Genomic DNA, 22469 nt, shown 5'->3' on the forward strand with positions numbered 1-22469 from the left:
CGATGGACGATCGCGTCCTCATCCTCGCGCCGCGGGGGCGCGATGCGTTCGTCGCCGCCGACCTGCTGCGGCGTGGCGCGATCCCGGCGGAGATCGTGCCCGATCTGGCGACGCTCGTCGCCGAACTGGCGCGCGGCGTCGCCGCGGTGTTGATCACCGAGGAGGCGCTGGTCGCCGGCGACCGGTCGGCGCTGGCCGCCTGGGTCGCGGCGCAGCCGACCTGGTCCGACCTGCCGTTCGTGATGCTCGCCAACGGCGGCCGCGCGCCGCGCTCGGCGGCGGCGGCGCAGCGGCTCGACGAACTCGGCAATGTCGTGATGCTCGAACGGCCGCTGCATGCCGAGGCGATGCTGGGCGCGGTCCGCTCGGCGATCAAGGCGCGGCAGCGGCAATATGAGCTTCGTACCGCCGCCGCGACGCTGGAGGCGGCGGTGGCGCAGCGTACCGCCGAACTCGAGGCGGCGCGCGACAGCCTCGAATTCGCGCTCGAGGCGGCGGGCATGGGCAGTTGGGACCTCGACGTCGCCAGCGGCGATATCCGCCGCAGCCCGCGCCACGACGAGATCTTCGGCTATGGCGAACCGCAATCCTATTGGTCGGTCGAGCGGCTGATCGGCCATGTCGACCCGGCACAGCGCGACGAGATCGCCGCAGCGCTGACCGATGCGGCGCGGACCGGCTCGCTCGATGTCGAATGCGCGATCCAGGGTGCCGACGGCAGCCGTCGCTGGATCAGCAAGAAGGGGCGGATGCGCTACGATGCCGATGGGGCGCCCGAACGGCTGACCGGCGTCGTCGCCGACATCACCACGCGGAAAGAGGCCGACGCCCAGCTCGCGCAGGCGCAGAAGATGGATGCGATCGGCCAGCTCACCGGCGGCGTCGCGCACGATTTCAACAATCTGCTCACCCCGATCGTCGGCAGCCTCGATCTCGTCCGGCGGCGGCACAAGGACGACGAGCGCACGCAACGGATGGTCAGCGGCGCGATGCAGGCGGCCGAGCGTGCCGCGACGCTGACCCAGCGGTTGCTCGCCTTCGCACGACGTCAGGCCTTGCAGCCGAAGGCGGTCGACGTCGGCGCGCTGATCGAGGGGCTGGTCGATCTGATCCGCCGTTCGCTCGGGCCGACGATCAAGGTGACGATCGAGGTCGCCGACGATCTGCCGTCGGCGCGGGTCGATCCCAACCAGCTCGAACTCGCCCTGCTCAACCTCGCAATCAATGCGCGCGACGCGATGCCGGGCGGTGGCCAGCTCACCATCACCGTCGGCAGCGCCACGGTCGACGAACGCAACGCCATCGGCCTGTCCGCCGGCCGCTACGTCCGCATCTTGGCGAGCGATACCGGCATCGGCATGGACAAGGCGACGCTGGCCCGCGCGACCGAGCCGTTCTTCTCGACCAAGGGCGTCGGCAAGGGCACCGGACTCGGCCTCTCGATGATCCACGGCCTCGCCGCGCAATCGGGCGGGACGCTGACACTGTCGAGCGAGCCGGGCCGCGGCACGCGCGTCGAACTATGGCTGCCGGCGACACAGGAGGAACCCGCGGTGGTCGCCGACCACCGTAACGAGCCGGTCACCGCGCGTCGCGCGGCCAAGATCCTGCTGGTCGACGACGAGGACATCGTCCGCTTCGCCACCGCCGACATGCTGCGCGACATCGGCTATCAGGTCGTCGAGGCAGCGTCGGGCAGCCAGGCGCTGGCGGCGATCCGCGGCGGCGTCGACGTCGACCTGCTCGTCACCGACTATCTGATGCCGGGGATCACCGGCGCAGCGCTGATCAGCGAATTGCGCGCCACCGGCCACCCTCTGCCCGCGCTGCTGATCACCGGCTATGCCGCGACCGGTGCCGACGTGCCCGGCGACGTGCCGCGGCTCGCCAAGCCGTTCCGCCAGGTCGATCTCGCCGCGCGCGTCGATGCGCTGCTCCACCAGCCGCCCAAGACCGCCAAGGGGTTACGCGTCGTCCGCTGACCCCAGGCGCGGCAGACGGACGATCGCGCCGCACGGCGGCACTGCCGCGATCATCCGTTCGAGCGGCAGGCCGGCCAGCCGCGTCCGGATCGCCGCGATCGGTCCGCCATGGCTGATGACCAGCACGTTCTCCGCGCGCGGCAGCGCGTCCCACGCGGCGCCGGCACGGCGGGCGAGGTCGAGCCCGGTCTCGCCGCCACCGGGGCGGAAGTCGCGCGGATGCGTCATCATCCGGTCCATCAGGTCGCCGGTCTCGCGCCAGATCGCATCCCAGCGCCGCCCCTCCCAGGTTCCGAAATCGCGCTCCAGCCAGCGGGGATCCTCCCGTACCGGCCGCCCCGTCAGCCGTCCGACCATTCCGGCGAGCCGCCGCGTGCGGATCGCGCCGGAATGGACGATCGTCGCGAACGGTTCGGCGGCGAGTTCGGTCGCCAGTCGTCGCGCCAGCGCCGCGCCGTCGCGGCTCCACCCCATGTCGGACCAACCGTAGCACCGCCCCGCCCATGCCTTCGCCACCGGCGGATGGCGGACGAGCAGCACCTGCGCGCTCATCCCGCCGCCACCGCGAGCAGCAGCGTCACCTGACCGGCGTAGGCGGCGAACCCGAGGCAATCGCCGGTGCTACCGCCGATCCGCCGCTGCAGGAACCACGCCAGCCACCCCAGCACCGCCACGCCGATCACGGCAGCGGCCAGCAGCGGCAACGGGCTCAGCCACGCCAACGGCAGCACGCCCGGCACGGTCAGCGCCAGCGCGGAGAGAGCCCGGCGCGGCGGCACCCCGCCGGCCCGCGCCGCCGTCCCCGTCGCCACCGGTGGCAGGATCGCCGCGAGCAGCACCGCCCACAACCGGCCCACCGCCGCCGCTGCGACGATCGCCGCCGCCGCCGGCATCGGCAGCAGCGCGACGATCGCCGCCAGCCGCAAGCCGACCATCAGCCCCAGGCCGAGCGTACCATAACTGCCGATCCGGCTGTCGCGCATGATCGCGAGCGCGGCCTCGCCGCGCGCGCTGCCGCCGAAGGCGTCGCAGAAATCGGCGACGGCATCCTCGTGCAAGGCACCGGTCAGCAGCGCCTCGACCGCCAGCGCGAGCAGCGCCGCGATCATCGGTGGCCACACCGCCTGCGCCGCGACGAAGACTGCGGCGGTCACTCCCCCGATCACCGCGCCGACCAGCGGCAGCCACGCCATCGCCCGGGCGAACCCGTCCGCCGCCGCCGCCGCGTCCAGCCGCGCCAGTGCGGGTACGGGCAGCCGGGTGAGGAACTGCACCGCCAGCAACGGCGGTGCCCAGAGCGGCGCCCGCGCCATCAATCCGCCCGCTCGGCACCGATCGCATCGAGCCGCGCGACGTCGCACAGCACCGCCGCCGCCGCATCAAGCAGCGGCAGCGCGACGAGTGCGCCACTCCCCTCGCCCAGCCGCATGCCCCAATCGAGCAACGGGTCGAGCCCAAGATGCGCGAGCGCCGCGGCATGACCCGGCTCGGCGGAGCGATGCCCGGCGATCATCGCGCGCACGCTGCCGGGTGCGAGCCGCTCTGCGACCAGCGCCGCCGCCGTGGCGACATAGCCGTCGAGCAGCAGCGTCGCGCCGCGTGCGGCGCCGCGTGCGAAGAAGCCCGCCATCGCGGCGATCTCATAGCCGGCGACCGCGGCGATCGTCCCTAGCGGGTCCCCGGCAAGCCCCGGTGCAACCCGCGCGACCGCATCGGCGACGATCCACGTCTTGTTGGCGATGATCGCCGCATCGGCGCCGGCACCCCGCCCGACCGCCTCCGCCACGGGAAGTCCGGTCAGCAGCACGGTGAGCGCCGCGGCGGGCGTCGTATTGCCGATCCCCATCTCGCCGGCGATCAGCAGTGCCGCGCCGTCGTCGATCGCGGCATCCGCTTCCCCCGCGCCGACCTGCCACGCCGAATTGAACTGCGCCGCCGTCATCGCCGCGCCTTGCGCAAGGCTCGCGGTGCCGTCCGCCACCCGCGCATCGCGGAAGAAGCCGGGCGCGCCCTCGATCCGCGGCCCCGCGACGCCGACGTCGACCAGCCGCAGCGGACAGTCGTGCGCCGCGGCGAGCGCGTTGCTGGTGGCGCGGCCGGTAAGGATCGTCGCGACCATCATCCCCGTCACCGCCGACGGCCACGCCGACACGCCATCGGCGACGCAGCCGTGATCGCCGGCGAACAGTACGATCCGCCGCGGCCGGGTGCGCGGATCGAGCCGGTCCTGCGTCCGCGCCAGCCGCACCGCGATATCCTCCAGCCGCCCCAGGCTGCCCCGCGGCTTGGCGAGCGCATCGAGATGGGCGCGAACGTCGGCGTCGGTCATGCGGCGGTCCTTGTAAGCGCGATCAGCGCATCGATGTCGAGCACCCGTTCCAGCGTCGTGGCGATCGCATCGAGCGCCGCATCGATCGCCTCGCGCCGGTCGAACCCGTCCGAGACGACACCGAGCGGCGCGAGCAGGTGCTCGCGTGCGGCGGGGTCGTCGAACAGGCCGTGGACGTAGCAGCCGGCGATGCGGCCGTCCTGCGCGCGCGCGCCGTCGGCGACGCCATCGGCAAAGTGGAGCAGCGGCGGCGTGCCCGCATCGGGCGTCGTGACGCCGGCGTGGATCTCATAGCCGGTGAAGCCGATGCCGGCACCGATCTCGCCGGTGATCGGCCGGGTCCGCTTGTCCGCGGCGAGGACGGTATCGACCGGCAGCAGACCCAAGCCCGCGACCGTCTCCGCCGGCCCCTCGATCCCCAGCGGATCGGCGACCGTCCGCCCGAGCATCTGATAACCACCGCAGATGCCCAGCACCCGCCCGCCGCGCCGGACGTGCGCGGCGAGGTCGACGTCCCAGCCCTGCGCGCGGAAGAAGGCGAGATCGGCGATCGTCGCCTTGCTCCCCGGTAACACGACCAGCGCCGCATCGCCCGGCAGCGGCCGGCCCGGCGGGATCATCGCCAGCCGCACGTTCGGTTCGTGCGCCAGCGCGTCGAAATCGTCGAAATTGGCGATCCGCGACAGCATAGGCACCGCGATCGTTACCCCCGCGCCGCCGCTCTCCCGCCCGAGCGCCACCGCGTCCTCGGCGGGCAGCCGCGCCGCCTCCGCCAGCCACGGCACGACGCCGATGCTGCGCCAGCCGGTGCGATCGGCGATCGCGGTCACGCCGTCCTCGAACAATGCGGGGTCGCCGCGGAATTTGTTGACGATGAAGCCATGGATCATCGCCGCATCGTCCGCGTCGATCACCGCCCGCGTCCCGACCAGCGACGCGATCACGCCGCCGCGATCGATATCGCCGACCAGCACCACCGGCACCCCGGCTGCCCGCGCGAAGCCCATGTTGGCAATGTCGTTGCGCCGCAGGTTGATCTCGGCCGGCGACCCCGCCCCCTCGACCACGACGATATCCGCCGCCGCCGCCAGCCGCCGATAGGCATCGAGCACCTCGCCGAGCAGATCGGGCTTGCGCCGCCAATAGTCGCCCGCCGCGAGCGTTCCGCGTGACCGGCCGGCGACGACGAGCTGCGAGGTGCGGTCGCTCTGCGGCTTGAGCAGCACCGGGTTCATGTCGACGTGCGGCGCGACGCGCGCGGCGATCGCCTGCAACGCCTGCGCGCGGCCGATCTCGCCGCCGTCGGCGGTCACCGCGGCGTTGTTCGACATATTCTGCGGCTTGAACGGGCGGACGACGAGGCCACGGTTGGCGAACGCGCGGCACAGGCCGGCGACGAGCACCGACTTGCCGACGTCCGACCCGGTCCCCTGCAGCATCACCGCGCCCATGCCAGCGCTCCGACGAGGATCCACAGCAACAGGCAGGCGATGCGATAGATGCGCAGCGCCCGCGCCAGATCGGCGACATCGGGCATCGGACCCGCGCCCAGCACCGCGCGCTCCGCCGGCTCGCCGTCATAGGATACCGCGCCACCCAGTCGCCGCCCCAGCGCCCCCGCCATCGCCGCCTCCGGCCAGCCGCCGTTGGGTGAGGCATGGCGGCGCGCATCGCGCAGCATCGTGGCCCAGCCGCCGCCACCCGCCAGACAGACCAGCAACCCGGAGAGCCGCGCCGGCAGCCAGTTGACCAGATCGTCCGCGCGTGCCGACGCCCAGCCGAACCGGACCAGCCGCGGCGTGCGATGGCCGACCATCGAATCGGCCGTGTTGATCGCCTTGGCGGCGAACAACCCCGGCAGGCCGGCGACGAGGAACCAGCAGGCGGGCGCGACGACGCCGTCGCAGAAACTCTCGGCAAGGCTCTCGATCGCCGCGACGGCGACGCCGCGCTCGTCGAGCGTATCGGTATCGCGGCCGACGATCATCGCCACCGCGCGCCGCGCCGCGGGCAGGTCGCCGCGTGCGAGCGGCCCTAGCACCGCCGCGACATGATCGTACAGGCTGCGCTGCGCCAGCCCGGTGGTGCCGATCGCCACCACCGCGACCAGCCCCCAGCCCTGCCCCGCCAGCCGCTCGATCGCGCCGCCGGCCAGCGCCGCCAGCCCGACCAGCAGCGCCAGCAGCGCCACCCCGCCGAGCCGCTGCCGCACCGCGTCGCCGCGGTTCCAGCGCCGCTCGACCGCATCGATCAGCCTTCCCACCGCCACCACCGGATGCCGCCAGCGCCGCGGATAGCCGAACGCGGCCTCCCCGATCAGCATGAGGAGCAGCGGCAGCGCATGGTTCACCGCGCGATCGGCAGGATGAAGCGCTGCCCGGCGGGGGTGACGCCAATCTCGACCTCCACCCCATAGGCTTGCGCGATCAGCGGCGCGGTCAGCACCGTCTCCGCCGGCCCAGCCGCGACGACGCGCCCGCCGCGCAACAATACCGCATCGTCAGCGATTCGCGCGGCAAGGTGCAGATCGTGCAGCACCAGCACCACGCCGCTGCCCGCCTGCGCGACGCCACGCAGCCGCGCGAGCACGTCGAGCTGATGCGCCGGATCGAGGCTGGCGAGCGGCTCGTCGGCGAGCAGCCAGTCGGGCTCGCCCGCCAGCACCCGCGCGAGCAAGGCCCGGCCACGCTCGCCGCCGGACAGCCGCTCGACGCCGCGCGTCGCGAAGCCGGTCATGTCGGTCGCCGCCAGCGCACGCGCCACCGCGGCGCGGTCGTCGTCGGTCTCGCCCCAGCGGCCGCGATGCGGCAGCCGCCCGAGCCCGACGAGCGTCGCGACGTCGATATCCCAATGCACGTCCGCCGCCTGCGGCAGCAGACCGATCGCGCGCGCCCGCGCCCGCCGGTCGAGCGCCTGCACGTCGACCCCGTCGAGCGTCGCCGCGCCCTGGTCCGGCCGGCGCAGCGCGGCGAGACAGCTAAGCAACGTGCTCTTGCCCGCACCATTCGCGCCGAGCAGCGCGGTCACCCGCCCGCGCCGGAATGCGAAGCTGACGTCGTCGAGCACCCGGTTGCCACCGAGCGTCAGGCCGATCCCCTCGGCCGCGAGTCCGGTCATGCGAGCCTCCGGCGCATCGCGATCAGCAGATAGAGGAAGAACGGCCCGCCCAGCATCGACATCGCGATGCCGAGCCGCAGCTCGCTGACCGTCGGCACGATCCGCACCAGCGCGTCGGCCAGCGTCAGCAGCAGCGCGCCGCCCAGCGCCGAGGGCAGCAGGATCGCCGACGGCCGGTGTCCGGCGAACGGCCGCACCATATGCGGCACGATCAGCCCGACGAAGCCGATCTGTCCCGCCGTCGCCACCGAGGCGCCGACGGTCAGCGCCACTCCGGCGATCACCAGCGCTTGCAGCCGCGCCGGATCGACCCCCATCGACCGTGCCGCCTGTTCGCCCAATGTGAGCGCATCGAGCGAGCGGCCGGTGGTGAACAGCAATGCCGCACCGACCGCGACCAGCGGCGCAGCGACCTTGACGTCGTCCCAGCTCCGATCGGTCAGCGCGCCGAGCAGCCACGTCACGATCTGCGACGAGACGAACGGCGTCGGCGCGAGGCTGATCGCGAGGCTTGTCAGCGACCCGAAGATGCTGGTCAGGATCATCCCCGCCAGCGTGAACAGGATCAGGCTCCCGGAGCGGCCGGCGATCAGCGCGAGCAACGCCATCGTCACCCCCGCGCCGACCAGCGCGAAGCCCGGCAACAGCCACATCTGCGCAGCATAGCCGAAATAGAGCGCCAGCACCGCGCCGAACGCCGCGCCGGTCGACACGCCGAACAGCCCCGGATCGGCGAGCGGATTGCGCAGATAGCCCTGCATCACCGCCCCCGACAGGCCGAGCGCCGCGCCAACGACCAGCGCCAGCACGGTGCGCGGCAGGCGCAGCTCGACGATGATGATCGAGCGCGGATCGGCGGCGGTCCACGCGTCCCACGGCACCCACACCTTGCCCGCCGCGACCGACAGCGCCGCGACGGCAAACAGCGCGACCAGCAGTCCGATATTGAGCCGCGTCATGCCCCGAATCCCCCGCGCACCTGCCGCAGCCGCGCCATCGCCGCGATGATCGTCGGCCCGCCGCAATTCATCAGCCGCGTCGGATAGGGCGCGACGGTGATCCGCCCCGCCAGCCGCCGCACCGCCGGATGCGACGTCATCCGGTCCTCGCCGACGTCGGCCGCGGCGGTCGACAGCAGCACGCGCGGCGGCCGCGCAACGAGATATTCGAGCGGCAGCACGTCCCATTTCTTGAGGCCGTAGGTCGCGCTCATGTCGCGAAACCCGGCGCGGCGCAGCAAGTCGGCGGACAATGTGCCGCTGCCCGGCACCAGCCCGCCCGACTGCCAGATCAGCGCCGGCACCGGCGTCACCGCCGCCGGCCGCGCCGCCGCCGCGATCCGCGCCGCCAACGCCGTGCCGCGCTGCGGATGGCCGACGACGCGCGCGATATCGCGCACCTGCTCCTCGCTTTCCGCGACCGTGTCCGGCACTGGATATTGGACGATGCGGATCTTCATCCGGGTCAGCGCCGCGATCGTCGCGGGCGCGACGTGCGGGCCGGTCAGCACCATGTCGGGCGCCAGCGCCACCACCTCCTCCGCCGTCCCCGAGGTCGCGGCGAAGCGCATCGCCTGCGCCAGCGGGATCGAGGTCGCACGCGGGTCCTGCGAATAATGGCTGATCCCGGCGATCTGCGCGGGGTCGGCGACGTGCATCAGCACCGCGTCGATACACGGATTGATCGATACGATCCGCGGCGACCGCGGCGGCGGGGCCGCCGACACCAGCGGCAGTGCGGCGAGCGCGACGGCGAGCGGCCGGATCAATATTCGACGCCCTTCTGCGCCTTGAACCCGGCATTGTACGGATGCTTCACCTCGCCGAACTCGGTGACCAGATCGGCGATCGCCAGCAATTCGGGCTTGGCGTGGCGGCCGGTGATGCAGATATGCTTGGTCAACGGCCGCTCCTTCAGGAACGCCACGATATCGTCGATCGGCAGCGTCCCGTCGCGCAGCACGATGTTGAGCTCGTCGAGAATGACGAAATCGATCTCGGGATCGAGGATCATCGCCTTCGACCGCTCCCATGCCGCCTGCGCCGCGGCGATGTCGCGCGCGCGATCCTGCGTGTCCCAGGTGAAGCCCTCGCCCATCACCTCGAAGGTGGCGAGATCGGGGTGCGCCTCGAAAAAATTGCGCTCGCCCGTCTCCCATTTACCTTTGACGTACTGGAGGATCGCGACCTTCAGCCCCCAGCCGATGCTGCGGATCGCCATCCCGAAAGCAGAGGAAGACTTGCCCTTGCCGTTGCCGGTGTGGACGATCAGCAGCCCGCGTTCGAGCGTGCGGCGCGCCTGCATCTTCTCGCGCGCCGCGGCGACCTTCGCCATGCGGGCGTTGTGGCGGGCATAGTCGTCGGTCATCAGCGATACTCCTCGAGGGCCGCGGCGAGGCGGGTGAGCGCCGCCGCGCCGCGCGGCAGGCCGATGCGCAACCGGTCGGTCCGGTCGGCGAAGGGGCGGGTCAGGATAGCATGATGCGCGAGCGTCCCGAACAGCCGCGCGGCATCGTTGCAGGCGACCAGCCGGAACAAGGGCGCGCTGCCGGCCAGCGCCAGCCCGGCCTCGTGCAGCACCGTGTCGAGCAGCGCGCCCGTCTCGACGATGCGGCTCGCCTGCGCACGCCGCCACGCGATATCGCGATAGGCGGCGGTGCCGATCGCGACCGCCGGCGACGACACCGGCCAGTCGCCGAGCATCGCACGCAGCCCGCCGGCGATTCGCGCGCCCGCCACCACGAAGCCGAGCCGCAAGCCGGGCAGGCCGTAGAATTTGCCGAACGAGCGCAACACGATCAGCCGGTCCGACGCGTGCGGGCACAGACCAGCCGCGGGATCAGCATAGGCCTCGTCGAGCACCAACGTCATCGGCGCAGCCAGCAAATCCACCGGGTCGGCGACGCGCCCGTCGGGATTGGCCGGGCTCGCCAGCACGAACAGGTCGTGGTCGCCCGGCCCCTCCGCCACCAGTTCCGCCTCCGGCCATGCCGCGCGATGCCCGGCATAGCCGGGATGCCGCACCGCCGGCGCGCGCGCGCCGATCAGGGGCGCGAGCAGCCGCATCGCCAGATCGGTCCCCGGCACAGCGACGACCTGCGCGGGGTCGGCAACGCTGAACGCCCGCGCCGCCGCCGCCTCCAGCGCCGCGATCTCCGCCGGCTCGGGCAGGCGATCGAGCCCCGCCAGCGTGTCGACCGGCCACGACCATGGCGCAATGCCGGTCGACAGGTCGATCCAGTCCGCGCCGCCGAACGCCGCGCACGCTGCCGCCACCCGCCCGCCATGGGCGCAGAAGGTGGCCCAGGGATGCGGGACAGGGGCGCGCGGGTCGATCATCAATAGGTCAGGCGGACGCCGCCGAAGGCGCCGCGCCCCGGCTGACCGTATTGCAGGATCGTCTGATAACGCTGGTCGAACGCATTCTCGATCCGGCCATAGACCTCGACATGATCGACGATCGGGAAGGACGCGCGCAGGTCGGTGACGACATAGCCGTCGAGCCGTTGCGAGTTGGATGCGTTGTTGAAACTGTCCCCCACCGCGGTGACGGTCGCGCCGGTGGTCAGCCCGAACGGCCAGCGATAGTCGGCGTTGACCGACACGCTGTTATCCGGCCGTCGTGCCAGGTCGCGGCCGGCATTGGCGGTGCCGGTCGAACGGTTCTTGGCATCGAGATAGGTATAGGCGGCGCTGACCGTCAGCGCCTCGACCGGGCGCAGCGTCAGCGCGAATTCCACGCCCTGCGCCCTTGCCCGCGCGACATTGTCATAGGTGCCGAACGGCCGGTCGGCGCAAATCCCCACGGACGTGTCGCAGGACACGAAGTTGATGAGGTCGAACGAGGTGCGGCGGAAATAGGTCGCGCTCGCCTCGACCGCGCCGTCGAGCGCCTTCTGCGCCACGCCCGCATCCCAGCCGCGCGAGCGTTCGGGGTTGAGCCGCGCATTCCCATATTCGCTCTGCAACTGATACAGGGTCGGCGCCTTGAACCCCTCGGAATAGCTTGCACGGAACGTGGTCGCGCCATCGTTGGGCGAATAGACGCCGCTGGCCGAGACGGTCGTCGCTCCGCCGAAGATACTGTGGTCGTCGTGGCGCACGCCGCCGGTCGCGGTCAGCCCGGCGACCGGCGTCACCGCGAGCTGGCCGTAGACGCTGAAGATCCGCGCCCGCCCCCGGGTCACCGGTCCGCCGTAGCTCGCCGTGGTGAAGCGCGACACCTCGCGCTCCGCGCCGAAGGTGGCGAACACCGCCGAACCAAGATCGGCGACGCCCTGATATTCGATCCGGTCGTTGCGCCCCTTGCCGGCGAAGGTCTCGGTCGGCGTGCCGTCGGGATCGTAATTGTGCCGGTCGGTATCGGTATGCGCATAGCCGAAGCGGTTGCGGAACCGGCCGTCGAACAGCGCCGCATTGAGTCCGGCATAGCCCGTCCATTGCTCGCTCGTGCCATATTCGCGCGTATCGCCAAAGGCGAAGGTGGGCGGCGGGAAGCCGTCGATATCGGTGCGGCCGTTGGAATAGAAACCGCGCACATCGACCGAGACGGTCGGCGCCAACGCGATGCCGAGGCTGCCGTTGGCCGCATAATTGCGATAGCCGTCGCGCTCCGTGCCGGGCGCATAGGCCGAGATGCCCTCGGTGGTGTAATAACCGCCGCCCAGGCTCGCCGACACCGGCCCCATCTTGCCAGAGACGTTGGCGAAGCCCTGCCCGGTTTCGTGCCAGCCGCCCTCGACGCGCGCGTTGACCGCGACCTGCTCGGTCGGCTGGCGGGTGATGAGGTTGACGACGCCGCCGATCGCCTGACTGCCCCACAGCACCGATTGCGCGCCGCGCAGCACCTCGATCCGCGCGATATTGCCGATCAGCAGCCCGCCGAAGTCGAAGCCGCCGCCCGGCGACGAGGGATCGTTGAGCTTGATCCCGTCGATCAGCGCGACGGTCTGGTCGCTCTCCGCGCCGCGGATGTTGACCGAGGTCGCGGTGCCGACGCCGCCGTTGCGCGTCACGCTGACGCCCGGCGTCTGGCGCAGCAGATCGGCGACGACCACCGCCTGCCGCTGGGTGATCGTCGCGGTGTCGAGGACGGTCACCGCCTGGCCGACGGTGGACGCGGGTCGCGCCTCGCGATTGGCGGTGACGAGGATGTCGCTGCCGGCGTCGGCGACCTGCTCGAGGCCGCTGGTCGATTGCGCGGTCTGGGCGAAGGCAGGTGTCGCGGCCGCGATGCACGGCAGCAGGATGAGACAGGCGTAGTTCTTCACGATGGTTTCCCCCTCGTTGCAACAACGGGAGCACGCACCGCGATTTCGCCGGAACCGGTCTGTCCGCCGCGCAACGCCCCCAACATCGTCGTCTCGCGAGGAAACCCTCGATCGCGCCGGCACACCCCGTCCGGACGAAGGACAACCGCGACGGGCAGGTCTCCTGGCTCGCGGGTCGTCGCCCTGCCCGGCCTTCCCGGATCGGGATGATCCAGTGGCGCGCGGGGAGCAGGGCTCGCCGGTCACAGTTGCGGGGGCAGCCCCGGCTGACGAGCTGCAAGGCTCGCTTCCGGGTTCCCTTTTCATCCCATCTCTGGGAACCTGTCGCATCGGCGCCCCTAGAACCCCGCGGAGACGAAGGCAAGATGATCGCAGCCAAGACGCTGTTCCTGGGCGGTGCCCGCTCGGGCAAAAGCCGGCTGGCGCAGGCCGCCGCCGAGCGCTGCGCCGGCCCGCTCCACTATCTCGCCACGGCCGAGGCGTGGGACGGCGAGATGACCGACCGGATCGCCCGCCACCGCGCCGACCGCGACACGCGCTGGACGACCGTCGAATGCCCGCTCGCGCTGCCCGAAGCGGTTGCCGCAATCGAGGATGGCGCGATCCTGATCGACTGCCTGACGCTCTGGCTGACCAACGTGATGCTCGGCGAGCACGACGTCGCGGCGCGGTCGGACGCCCTGCTCGCCGCGCTCGCCGCGACCCCGCTGCCGCTGTTCGTCGTCAGCAACGAGGTCGGGCTCGGCATCGTCCCCGACCATCCGCTCGGCCGCGCCTTCCGCGACGCCGCCGGCCGGCTCAACCAGCAGGTCGCCGCTGCGATGCGCGAGGTCTATTTCGTCGCCGCCGGGATGGTGCTGCCGTTACAGGCGTTTCCGGGGAGGGACTGATCCGCCCCTGACCCGTTCGTGCTGAGCCTGTCGAAGCACGGTGAGACCCACCTGCCCTTCGACGAGCGCAGGGCGAACGGTCGCCCCCCTCTTTCACCCCACCAGCAACCGATATCCCACGCCCAGTTCGTTGGCGATCACGCTCCCGGTCGCGTTCGGCTCTTCCAGCTTCAGGCGCAGGTTGCGCACGACGATGCGCAGATATTCCACCCGCGGATCGTCGTCGCCGCCCCAAGCCGCCGCAAGGATTCGCTGGTGCGTCACCACCCGCCCGGGGTGGCGGGCAAGCACCGCGAGCACGTCATGTTCCTTGCGCGTCAGGTGGAACGCCTCGCCGCCGCGCCGGACGAGGCGCTGGTCGAGGTCGATCTCCAGCCCGTCGCGGCGGATCACGCTCGTCGCCGCGGCATCGATGCCGCGGTGGCGCAGCGCCGCGCGCAGCCGGGCGAGCAATTCCTCGCCGTCGAACGGCTTGGTGACATAATCCTCGGCGCCGAGATCGAGCGCCGCGACCTTCTGATCGGTCGCGTCGCGCGCCGAGACGACGAGGATCACCGCGTCGCCCGCCTTGCGGATCAGCGGCACCAGTTCGAGCCCGTCGCGATCGGGCAGGCCGAGGTCGAGCAGCACCGCGTCGGGAACCTCGGCGGCGACGGCGGCCAGCGCCTCGCGGCCGTTGATCGCCTCGACCACCGCATAGCCGGCGCGTTCGAGCGTGTTGCGCATCAGCCGGCGGATCGGCTGTTCGTCGTCCACCACCAAGATCTTGGCCGCCATCAGTCGCCTTCCTCCACCATGTCGCGCACGATCAATGCCGCCGGAAAGGACAGGCTGAAGCGCGCGCCCGGCCGGTCCTGCCGGTTCGCGGCCTCGACGCCGATACCCATCGCCGCGGCGAACGCCTTGACGATCGCCAGCCCCAGGCCGGTGCCGCCGATCGCGCGATCCGAACCGGCGAAGCGGCGGAAGGTGTCGAACACCTCCGCCTCGCGCCCCGGCGGCAGGCCCGGCCCCTCGTCCTCGACCGACAGCAGGATGACGCCGTAGCGATGGCGCGCCTCGACGCGGATCGGCGTGCCGGGATCGGCATAGCGGCCGGCATTGTCGAGCAGGTTGAGCAGGCAATGGTGGAGCAATTGCTGGTCGGCGCGGACCAGCGGCAGGTCGGGCGGCACGTCGAGCTGCACCGCATGTCCGTCCAGCGCACGGCGGGCGTCATGCGCCGCGCCGGCGACCGCATCGGCGAGATCGACCGCCTCCATGCGCAGCGTCAGCGCCCCCGCCTCGACCCGCGCCATGTCGAGCAGGTTGGCGACGAAGCGATGCAGCCGCGCCGCCTCGCCCTCGATCGTCGCGATCAGATCCGGGGTGGCGCCATGGTGCAGCTGCGCCGCCGCCGCGATCACCGCGGTCAGCGGCGTGCGCAGATCGTGGCTGACCGACGACAGCAGCGCGGTGCGCAACCGCTCGCGCTCGCGCATCGCGCCGAGGTCGCGCGTCTCGATCTCCAGCCGCAGCCGTTCGAGCGCCAAAGTCGCCTGTTCGATCAGGTTCAGGAACAGCGGGATCTGGTCGGGGCGCAGCGGATCGCCGCCCGCCTCGTTGGCGAGGCCGAGCACGCCGAGCGTCCGCTCGCCGGTTACCAGCGGCTGGAAGAACCATTGCGAGGCGGCGAGCGTCGCCGAGCCGCGCCCGGCGGGCGCGCCGCCGTCATAGGCCCATTGCGCCGCCGCCATCTCCATCGTCTCGAGCCGATAGTCGCTGCCGTTCGCCGCCTGCACCGCCAGCCCAGCCCCCTCGGCGACGAGCATCACCGTGCGCAATCCGAACAATTGCCCGACCTCGTCGCAGATCGCCTGCGCCACCGCGACGGGATCGTTCAGCCGGGTGAGCTGGCGCAGGAAGCCGGCGAGCGCCGCATTGGTCCGCGCGCTCGCCGCGGCGATGTCCGCCTGCGCGCGCACCCGCGCCGTCAGATGGCTGGTCGCGATCGCGATGCCGAGCAGCACCAGCACCGACACGACGTTTTCGGGATTACTGATCGTCAGCGTGCCGGTCGGCGGCAGGAAGAAGAAATTATAGGCGATGCTCGACGCGAGCCCGGCGAACAGCCCGGTCCACAGGCCGAACAGGCTCGCCGCCATCATCACCGGCAGCAGATAGAGCAAGGCGACGTTGCCGAGGTCGAGGATGTGGAACAGCGCGCTGGCGACGCCGGTCACCGCCGCGACCATCGCGCCGGTCCAGACATAGCCGCCGCGGCTGCCCCAGCGATCGACCGGCGCCGCCCGGCGGCCACGCGCCGCGGCGGGCATCGGCAGCACGTGGATCGCGATGTCGGGCGCCTCGCGCACCAGCCGGTCGACGATCGAGCCGTGGCGCAGCTCGAACCAGCGCGAGCGCGTCGACTTGCCGACGATGAGCTGCGTCGCGCGCGCCTCGCCGACATAGGCCTTGAGCCCGGCGAGCACGGTCTGCGCCGGCACCGCCGCCGCCGCGCCGCCGAGTTGCGTCGCGAGCGTCATCACCTTGGCGACCTGGCGGTGCTCCGCCGCGGCGAACGCTTGCGTGCGCGGCGTCTCGACGAACACCGCGGTCCACGGCGCGTGCAACGCGTCGGCGAGCCGCTTGGCGGCGCGGACCAGCGTTTCGACTCCCGCCGCCTCGCTGACCGCGACGACGACGCGCTCGCCGCCCGCCCAGGTGCCGCCGACGCCGAGCGCGCGGACATGGTCGAGCATCTGCGCATCGACCGCCTGTGCGGCGCGGCGCAGCGCCAGCTCACGCAACGCCGACAGATTGGTCTTGGAGAAGAAATGCGCGAGCGCCCGCGTTGCCTCCTGCGGCAGATAGACCTTGCCCGCCTTCAGCCGCTCGATCAGCTCGTCGGGCGGAATATCGACGACCTCGATCTCGGCCAGTTCGAGGATGCGGTCGGGCACCGTCTCGCGCACCCGCACGCGGGTGAAGCCGGCAACGACGTCGTTGAGGCTCTCGACGTGCTGGATGTTGACCGTCGAATAGACGTCGATCCCCGCCGCGAGCAGCTCCTCGACGTCCTGATAGCGTTTGGCGTGGCGGCTGCCCGGCGCATTGCTGTGCGCGAGTTCGTCGACCAGCACCAACCGCGGCATCCGCGCCAGGATCGCGTCGATATCCATCTCGGCGAGGCCATGGCCCTCGTGCGTCACGATCCGCCGCGGCACGATCGTATAGCCGCGGGTCAGCGCCTCGGTCTCGCTGCGGCCGTGCGTCTCGACCACGCCGATGACGACGTCGACGCCCTCGCGCGCCCGCGCCGCGCCCTCGGACAGCATCTCGTAGGTCTTGCCGACGCCGGGTGCGGCGCCGAGGAAGATCTTCAGCCGCCCGCGCCCCTCCTGCGCGGCGTGGCGCAGCAGGGCGTCGGGATCGGGGCGGGCGGCGGCGTCGCTCAACGGCCTGCGTCGAGCGCCCGGTTGAGCGCGAGCACGTTGACGTGCGGATCGCCGAACGGCGAATCCTCCACCTGGCGCTCGACCAGTGCACGCACCGTCGCGACCGGCAGGTCACGGACCCGGGCGACGCGAGGGGCCTGCGCCAGCGCCGCGGCGGGCGACAGATCGGGGTCGAGACCCGAGCCGCTGGCAGTAACCAGATCGGCGGGCAGCGGCCCGGTCACGCCTTCGCCGCGGCGCTTCGCCACGTCGGGGGTGACGCGATCGACCAGCGCCTTGCTGGCGGGGCCGAGGTTCGAGCCCGACGAGGCGAGCCCGTCATAGCCCTTGCCGGCGGCCGACGGCCGCGTCTGGAAATAGCGGTCGCTGACGAACGCCTGCCCGACCACGGTCGAGCCGATCACCCTGCCGCCGGCGGTGACGAGGCTGCCATTGGCCTGAGCGGGAAAAAGCGTCTGTCCGATACCGGTCATCGCAAGGGGATAGCCGATCCCGAGCAAGGCTGCGAACAGGATCGTCAGCACGAGCGCGGGACGGAGCGCGGAAGTGAAATCGGAAGTCATCGTCGGTCCTTTCGCCCCTCCCGCCCGCGGGAGGGGCAGATGTTGCGTGTTAAGCCAGTCCCAGGCCGCCCACGGCGAGGTCGATCAGCTTGATCCCCGCGAAGGGGGCGAGCAGCCCGCCGAGCCCGTAGACCGCGAGGTTGCGCGCGAGCAGCGGCCCCGCCGCCATCGGCTTGTACGCCACGCCCTTCAACGCCAGCGGGACGAGCAGCGGGATGATCAGCGCGTTGAAGATGATCGCGCTGAGGATCGCCGATTGCGGCGTCGCCAGCCCCATCACGTTGAGCACGCCGAGCCCGGGGTAGAGCGCGACGAACATCGCCGGGATGATCGCGAAATATTTGGCGACGTCGTTGGCGACCGAGAAGGTGGTCAGCGCGCCGCGCGTCATCAGCAACTGCTTGCCGAGCCCCACCACCTCGATCAGCTTGGTCGGGTCGCTGTCGAGATCGACCATATTGCCCGCCTCGCGCGCCGCCTGCGTGCCGGTGTTCATCGCGACGCCGACATCGGCCTGCGCCAATGCAGGCGCGTCGTTGGTGCCGTCGCCGCACATCGCCACCAGCTTGCCGCCCTGCTGTTCCTTGCGGATCAGCGCCAGCTTGTCCTCGGGCGTCGCCTGCGCGAGGAAGTCGTCCACCCCCGCCTCTGCGGCGATCGCCGCGGCGGTGAGCGGATTGTCGCCGGTGATCATCACCGTGCGGATGCCCATCGTGCGCAGCTCGCCGAAGCGTTCGCGGATGCCCGCCTTGACCACGTCCTTGAGGAAGATCGCGCCGAGCAGCCGCCCGTCCATCGCCACCGCGAGCGGGGTGCCGCCGGCGCGGGCGATCTCGTCGGTGGCGCGGCGCAGCTCGGTCGCCGCCGCGGTTTCGCCCGCGCCCGCATTGGCGCGCAGGATCGAATCGACCGCACCCTTCTGGATCAGGGTCGCGCCGATCTGCACGCCCGAGATGCGCGTCTGCGCGGTGAACGGGATCACCTCGGCATCGTCGGGCAGCCGCGCGGTGGCGACCCCGAAGCGCTCGCGCGCCAGCGTGACGATCGAGCGGCCCTCCGGCGTCTCGTCGGCGAGGCTGGCGAGCAGCGCCGCCTCGGCGAGCTCGCTCGGGCTCACCCCGGCGACCGCGCGGAACTCGCTCGCCTGACGGTCGCCGATCGTGATCGTGCCGGTCTTGTCGAGCAGCAGCACGTCGACGTCGCCCGCCGCCTCCACCGCGCGGCCCGACTTGGCGAGCACGTTGAAGCGCACCAGCCGGTCCATGCCGGCGATGCCGATCGCCGACAGCAGCGCCGCGATCGTCGTCGGGATCAGCGTGATCAGCAGCGCGGCGAGGATCGACACCGGGATCGACCCGCCGGCATAGGCGGCGAAGCCCGGCACCGTGCCGACGGCGATCAGGAAGATGATCGTCAGCCCGACGAGCAGGATGGTCAGCGCGATCTCGTTCGGCGTCTTCTGCCGCTCGGCGCCCTCGACGAGCGCGATCATCCGGTCGAGGAACCCCTGTCCCGGATTGACCGTCACCCGGACCCGGATGCTGTCGGAGATGACGCGCGTGCCCGCGGTCACCGCGGAACGGTCGCCACCCGCCTCGCGGATCACGGGCGCGCTCTCGCCGGTGATCGCCGCCTCGTTGACCGAGGCGACGCCGGCGATCACCTCGCCGTCGCTAGGGATCAGGTCGCCGGTCTCGACCAGCACCACGTCGCCGATCGACAGCCGGCTGGCGGGCACCAGCTCCCAGGCGTCGGCGACGCCGATTAGCAGCTTGGCGCGCAATTCGGCCTTGGCGTCGCGCAGGCTGGCCGCCTGCGCCTTGCCGCGGCCTTCCGCCAGCGCCTCGGCGAAGGTGCCGAACAGCACCGTCAGCCACAGCCAGACGACAAGTTGCAGCTTGAAGCCGATGGTCAGCCCGTCGCTGCCGACCGCGAGCAATGCGGTGAGCAGCAGCGCGACGACGGCGGTGACGAACATCACCGGGTTGCGGACGAGCTGACGCGGGTCGAGCTTGCGGAACGCATCGCCGATCGCCGGCAGGATCAGGTCGGCGGTGAACAGGGATTTGCTGTGTGCGCGTGCCATGTGCGGCGCCTTCTAAGAGAGTTGACCGTGGATCATGGCGAGATGATCCGCGATGGGACCGAGCGCGAGGCCCGGCAGGAAGGTGAGCCCGCCGAGGATCAGCACGATGCCGACGAGCAGGCCGACCCACAGGCCGCCGGTAGTCGGGAACGAGCCGGCGCTTTCCGGCGTGTGCTTCTTGGCGGCGAGGCTGCCGGCGATGGCGAGCATCGGCACGATGATGAAGAACCGCCCCACCCACATCGCCAGCCCGAGCAGCCCGTTGTAATAGGGCGTGTTCGCGGTCAGCCCGGCGAAGGCGGAGCCATTGTTGCCGACCGCGCTGGTGAAGGCGTAGAGGATCTCGCTGAAGCCGTGCGGCCCCTTGTTGAGCGGCCCGGCCAGCCCCTGCGCCAGCACCGACGACAAGGCGGTGAGGCCGAGGATCATCAGCGGCAGCACCGCGATCGCCAGCACCGCGAGCTTGACCTCGCGGCTCTCGATCTTCTTGCCAACATATTCGGGGGTGCGCCCGACCATCAGCCCGGCGACGAACACCGCGAGGATCGCGAACAGCAGGAAGCCGTAGATGCCGGCGCCGACGCCGCCGATCACGACCTCGCCCAATTGCATGTTGAACAGCGGCACCAGCCCGCCGAGTGCGGTGAAGCTGTCGTGCATCGCGTCGACCGCGCCGCAGGAGGCGGCGGTGGTGACCACCGCGAACAGCGACGAGGCGGCGATGCCGAAGCGCACCTCCTTGCCCTCCATATTGCCGCCGCCGACGCCGAGGTGATGGAGCACGGGGTTGCCCGCGGCTTCCTGCCAATAGGTGACGGTGACGCCGGCGAGGAACAGGATCACCATCGCCGACAGGATCGCCCAGCCTTGCCGCGTGTTGCCGACCGCCTTGCCGAACGTCCAGGTAAGGCCGAAGCCGATCAGGAAGATCGACAGCATCTGCACCATGTTGGTCAGCGCGGTCGGATTCTCGAAGGGATGCGCGCTGTTGGCGTTATAGAAGCCGCCGCCGTTGGTGCCGAGCATCTTGATCGCCTCCTGGCTGGCGACCGGGCCGAGCAGCAGCGACTGTTTCGCGCCCTCCAGCGTGGTGACGTCGACGACGCCGGCGAACGCCTGCGGCACGCCGCTGGCGATCAGGAACACAGTGTAGACGACGCACAGCGGCAGCAGCAGGTAGAGCGTGACGCGCGTGCAATCGGCCCAGAAATTGCCGATCGCCTTCGCCTCGCGCCGCGCGAAGCCGCGGAACAGCGCGAAGGCGAGCGCGATGCCGGTCGCCGCCGACAGGAAATTGTGGATCGTCAGCCCGAGCATCTGGCTGAGGTTCGACATCGTCGATTCGCCGCCATAGCTCTGCCAGTTGGTGTTGGTGGTGAAGCTGACCGCGGTGTTGAACGCGAGGTCGGGCGACAGGCCGGCGAGCCCTTGCGGATTGCCGGGCAGCACGCCCTGCAGCCGCAGCACGGCATAAGTGAAGACCATCAGCGCGACGTTGAAGATCAGCATATGGACGGCGTAGCGGCGCCAGCCCTGTTCGGCGGTCGGGTCGACGCCGGCGAGCCTGTAGAAGCCGGTCTCGACCGGGCCGAGCAGCGCGTGGAGCGGCGTGCGCCGCCCCTCGTACAGCGCGAACAGCCACATACCGACGGGCTTGGTCAGCGCCAGCAGGATGCCGACGAAGCCGAGGATCAGGATCCATCCCTGCAAGGTCATGGGAATGCGCTCCTTTCTAGAAGCGTTCGGGACGGATCAGCACCGCCACGAGATAGAGGAGCAGGCCGAGCGCGGTCAGCGCCGCCAGCCACAGGTCGAGCGTCATGGCGTGCGTCTCCGGTCAGGCGTTGTCGCAGAGCCGGGCGTAGGCGAGCGTCGCCGCCACCAGCCCGATCAGGATCGCGATCCACAGCAAATCGTGCATGGCGGTGTCCTCAGAAAGCGGCGGTGAGGCCGACGACGATGGCGCCGTCGGCGATGCTGCCGCGGCCGTCCTGACCGCGGCTGAAGCTCGGCTGCAGATAGGCGGCGTCGCGGTTACCGATGTCGGTGTCGACGTAGCTCAGGCCGAGCGTCAGGCTGCGCCAATGCGCGTCGGCGCCGAGCGACCAGTCCCAATATTCGCCGGTCGGGGTGACGCTGGTCGCGTTGGGGCCGAGCCCGTCATTGCCCCAGCTATGGCCGACATGCGCGCGCGCGGTCAGCGGCGTGCCGGCGATCGCCAGCGCGCCGTCGCCGGCGAGGTAGAGATTGTCCTTCTTGTCGCCGCGATCGGTATAGACGCCCGCCGCCGCCTCGGCGCCGGTGCGATACCAGCGGCCCAGCGCCTGCTGCCTGGGCGCGTAGGCGACGCTGGCGGTGAGCGTCGCCGGGCCGGCGGTGCCGGTCAGCTTCGCATAGGGTTCGGCGAAGTCGGTCTTGTCGGCGCCGCCGGGGTACATGTACCAGGTCAGCCCGACGTCGAGCGTCCCATTGGGCGCGAGCGCGCGCTTGTAGCCGCCGATCAGGTCCAGCTCCATATTGGCGCCGCCGAACGTGCCCCAGCCCGCGAGATTGGACGCCCAGGTGCCGACATACAGCCCGCTCTCATGCGCGACGGTCAGCCCGCCCTGCACCGCCATGTCCTTGTCGGACTGCGACACGCCGCGGAATCGATAGTCGGACACCAGCCCGACCGAACCCGAGACGGTGACCGCCGGCGGCGGTGCGGTCTCGCTTCCGGCGGATTGGGCGAGGGCGGAAGCCGGCAGGCCGCACAGCAGTGCGGCGCCCCATAAACGATAGACGATCATCACGTTA

At 71.3% G+C, this 22469-nt stretch carries 20 protein-coding genes and 1 riboswitch; of the genes, 2 read left to right on the forward strand and 18 right to left on the reverse strand.

What is annotated here, in order from left to right; genetic code table 11:
* The first annotated feature begins 2 nt into the window (after nt 1-2).
* Nucleotides 3-1982, forward strand: coding sequence for an ATP-binding protein (locus AC07U4_RS14950; protein WP_495195939.1), 1980 nt, complete (start codon nt 3-5; stop codon nt 1980-1982).
* Here AC07U4_RS14950 and AC07U4_RS14955 read toward each other — a convergent pair.
* The 11 genes from AC07U4_RS14955 to AC07U4_RS15005 are packed head-to-tail and all read right to left on the reverse strand — an operon-like array spanning nt 1965 to nt 12697.
* Complete coding sequence (locus AC07U4_RS14955; RefSeq protein ID WP_495195940.1) at nt 1965-2534, reverse strand: histidine phosphatase family protein; 570 nt, start codon at nt 2532-2534, stop codon at nt 1965-1967. The genes AC07U4_RS14950 and AC07U4_RS14955 overlap by 18 nt on opposite strands.
* Nucleotides 2531-3295 carry an adenosylcobinamide-GDP ribazoletransferase gene (locus tag AC07U4_RS14960; RefSeq protein ID WP_495195941.1) on the reverse strand — a complete coding sequence of 255 codons (765 nt, stop codon included), beginning with the start codon at nt 3293-3295 and terminating at the stop codon, nt 2531-2533. The genes AC07U4_RS14955 and AC07U4_RS14960 overlap by 4 nt, the downstream gene beginning before the upstream one ends.
* Nucleotides 3295-4311, reverse strand: coding sequence for a nicotinate-nucleotide--dimethylbenzimidazole phosphoribosyltransferase (cobT, locus tag AC07U4_RS14965; protein ID WP_495195942.1), 1017 nt, complete (start codon nt 4309-4311; stop codon nt 3295-3297). The genes AC07U4_RS14960 and cobT overlap by 1 nt, the downstream gene beginning before the upstream one ends.
* Nucleotides 4308-5762, reverse strand: coding sequence for a cobyric acid synthase (locus tag AC07U4_RS14970; RefSeq protein ID WP_495195943.1), 1455 nt, complete (start codon nt 5760-5762; stop codon nt 4308-4310). Before AC07U4_RS14970 ends, cobT begins: the two co-directional genes overlap by 4 nt.
* Nucleotides 5750-6661 (reverse strand): adenosylcobinamide-phosphate synthase CbiB, encoded by a 912-nt coding sequence (gene cbiB, locus AC07U4_RS14975; protein WP_495195944.1) that lies wholly within the window; start codon nt 6659-6661, stop codon nt 5750-5752. Before cbiB ends, AC07U4_RS14970 begins: the two co-directional genes overlap by 13 nt.
* A complete protein-coding gene (locus tag AC07U4_RS14980; RefSeq protein WP_495195945.1) occupies nt 6658-7428 on the reverse strand; it encodes an ABC transporter ATP-binding protein in 771 nt (256 codons plus the stop codon). Before AC07U4_RS14980 ends, cbiB begins: the two co-directional genes overlap by 4 nt.
* Nucleotides 7425-8387, reverse strand: a complete 963-nt coding sequence (locus tag AC07U4_RS14985) for a FecCD family ABC transporter permease (protein ID WP_495195946.1) — start codon at nt 8385-8387, stop codon at nt 7425-7427. Before AC07U4_RS14985 ends, AC07U4_RS14980 begins: the two co-directional genes overlap by 4 nt.
* Entirely contained in the window at nt 8384-9196 is an 813-nt protein-coding gene (locus AC07U4_RS14990) for an ABC transporter substrate-binding protein (RefSeq protein WP_495195947.1), read from the reverse strand. The genes AC07U4_RS14985 and AC07U4_RS14990 overlap by 4 nt, the downstream gene beginning before the upstream one ends.
* Nucleotides 9193-9795 carry a cob(I)yrinic acid a,c-diamide adenosyltransferase gene (cobO, locus tag AC07U4_RS14995; RefSeq protein ID WP_495181651.1) on the reverse strand — a complete coding sequence of 201 codons (603 nt, stop codon included), beginning with the start codon at nt 9793-9795 and terminating at the stop codon, nt 9193-9195. Before cobO ends, AC07U4_RS14990 begins: the two co-directional genes overlap by 4 nt.
* Nucleotides 9795-10766 (reverse strand): aminotransferase class I/II-fold pyridoxal phosphate-dependent enzyme, encoded by a 972-nt coding sequence (locus tag AC07U4_RS15000; RefSeq protein ID WP_495195948.1) that lies wholly within the window; start codon nt 10764-10766, stop codon nt 9795-9797. Before AC07U4_RS15000 ends, cobO begins: the two co-directional genes overlap by 1 nt.
* The gene (locus AC07U4_RS15005; protein WP_495195949.1) at nt 10766-12697 is read right to left on the reverse strand and encodes a TonB-dependent receptor plug domain-containing protein; all 1932 of its coding nucleotides are present in this window, start codon (nt 12695-12697) and stop codon (nt 10766-10768) included. The genes AC07U4_RS15000 and AC07U4_RS15005 overlap by 1 nt, the downstream gene beginning before the upstream one ends.
* A gap of 136 nt (nt 12698-12833) precedes the next feature.
* Nucleotides 12834-13037: riboswitch (cobalamin riboswitch) on the reverse strand.
* Nucleotides 13038-13065: 28 nt separating this feature from the next.
* Between AC07U4_RS15005 and cobU the strand changes: the two genes are divergently transcribed.
* Complete coding sequence (gene cobU, locus AC07U4_RS15010; protein ID WP_495196182.1) at nt 13066-13587, forward strand: bifunctional adenosylcobinamide kinase/adenosylcobinamide-phosphate guanylyltransferase; 522 nt, start codon at nt 13066-13068, stop codon at nt 13585-13587.
* A 93-nt stretch (nt 13588-13680) separates the two neighbouring features.
* Here the strand turns inward: cobU and AC07U4_RS15015 are convergent, their stop codons facing one another.
* From AC07U4_RS15015 to AC07U4_RS15045, 7 genes are all read right to left on the reverse strand, one after another.
* A complete protein-coding gene (locus AC07U4_RS15015; protein WP_495195950.1) occupies nt 13681-14364 on the reverse strand; it encodes a response regulator transcription factor in 684 nt (227 codons plus the stop codon).
* Nucleotides 14364-17024 (reverse strand): DUF4118 domain-containing protein, encoded by a 2661-nt coding sequence (locus AC07U4_RS15020; protein WP_495195951.1) that lies wholly within the window; start codon nt 17022-17024, stop codon nt 14364-14366. Before AC07U4_RS15020 ends, AC07U4_RS15015 begins: the two co-directional genes overlap by 1 nt.
* Entirely contained in the window at nt 17021-17587 is a 567-nt protein-coding gene (gene kdpC, locus AC07U4_RS15025; protein WP_495195952.1) for a potassium-transporting ATPase subunit KdpC, read from the reverse strand. The genes AC07U4_RS15020 and kdpC overlap by 4 nt, the downstream gene beginning before the upstream one ends.
* Nucleotides 17588-17636: 49 nt before the next feature.
* Nucleotides 17637-19673 carry a potassium-transporting ATPase subunit KdpB gene (gene kdpB / locus AC07U4_RS15030; protein ID WP_495181657.1) on the reverse strand — a complete coding sequence of 679 codons (2037 nt, stop codon included), beginning with the start codon at nt 19671-19673 and terminating at the stop codon, nt 17637-17639.
* 12 nt (nt 19674-19685) lie between these two features.
* Nucleotides 19686-21389, reverse strand: coding sequence for a potassium-transporting ATPase subunit KdpA (gene kdpA, locus AC07U4_RS15035; RefSeq protein ID WP_495195953.1), 1704 nt, complete (start codon nt 21387-21389; stop codon nt 19686-19688).
* A gap of 16 nt (nt 21390-21405) precedes the next feature.
* Nucleotides 21406-21495 (reverse strand): K(+)-transporting ATPase subunit F, encoded by a 90-nt coding sequence (gene kdpF, locus AC07U4_RS15040; RefSeq protein WP_038665721.1) that lies wholly within the window; start codon nt 21493-21495, stop codon nt 21406-21408.
* A gap of 109 nt (nt 21496-21604) precedes the next feature.
* Complete coding sequence (locus tag AC07U4_RS15045; RefSeq protein ID WP_495195954.1) at nt 21605-22462, reverse strand: TorF family putative porin; 858 nt, start codon at nt 22460-22462, stop codon at nt 21605-21607.
* Between the last annotated feature and the right edge of the window lie 7 nt (nt 22463-22469).

Source organism: Sphingomonas sp. GW821-FHT02B09 (assembly GCF_059421875.1).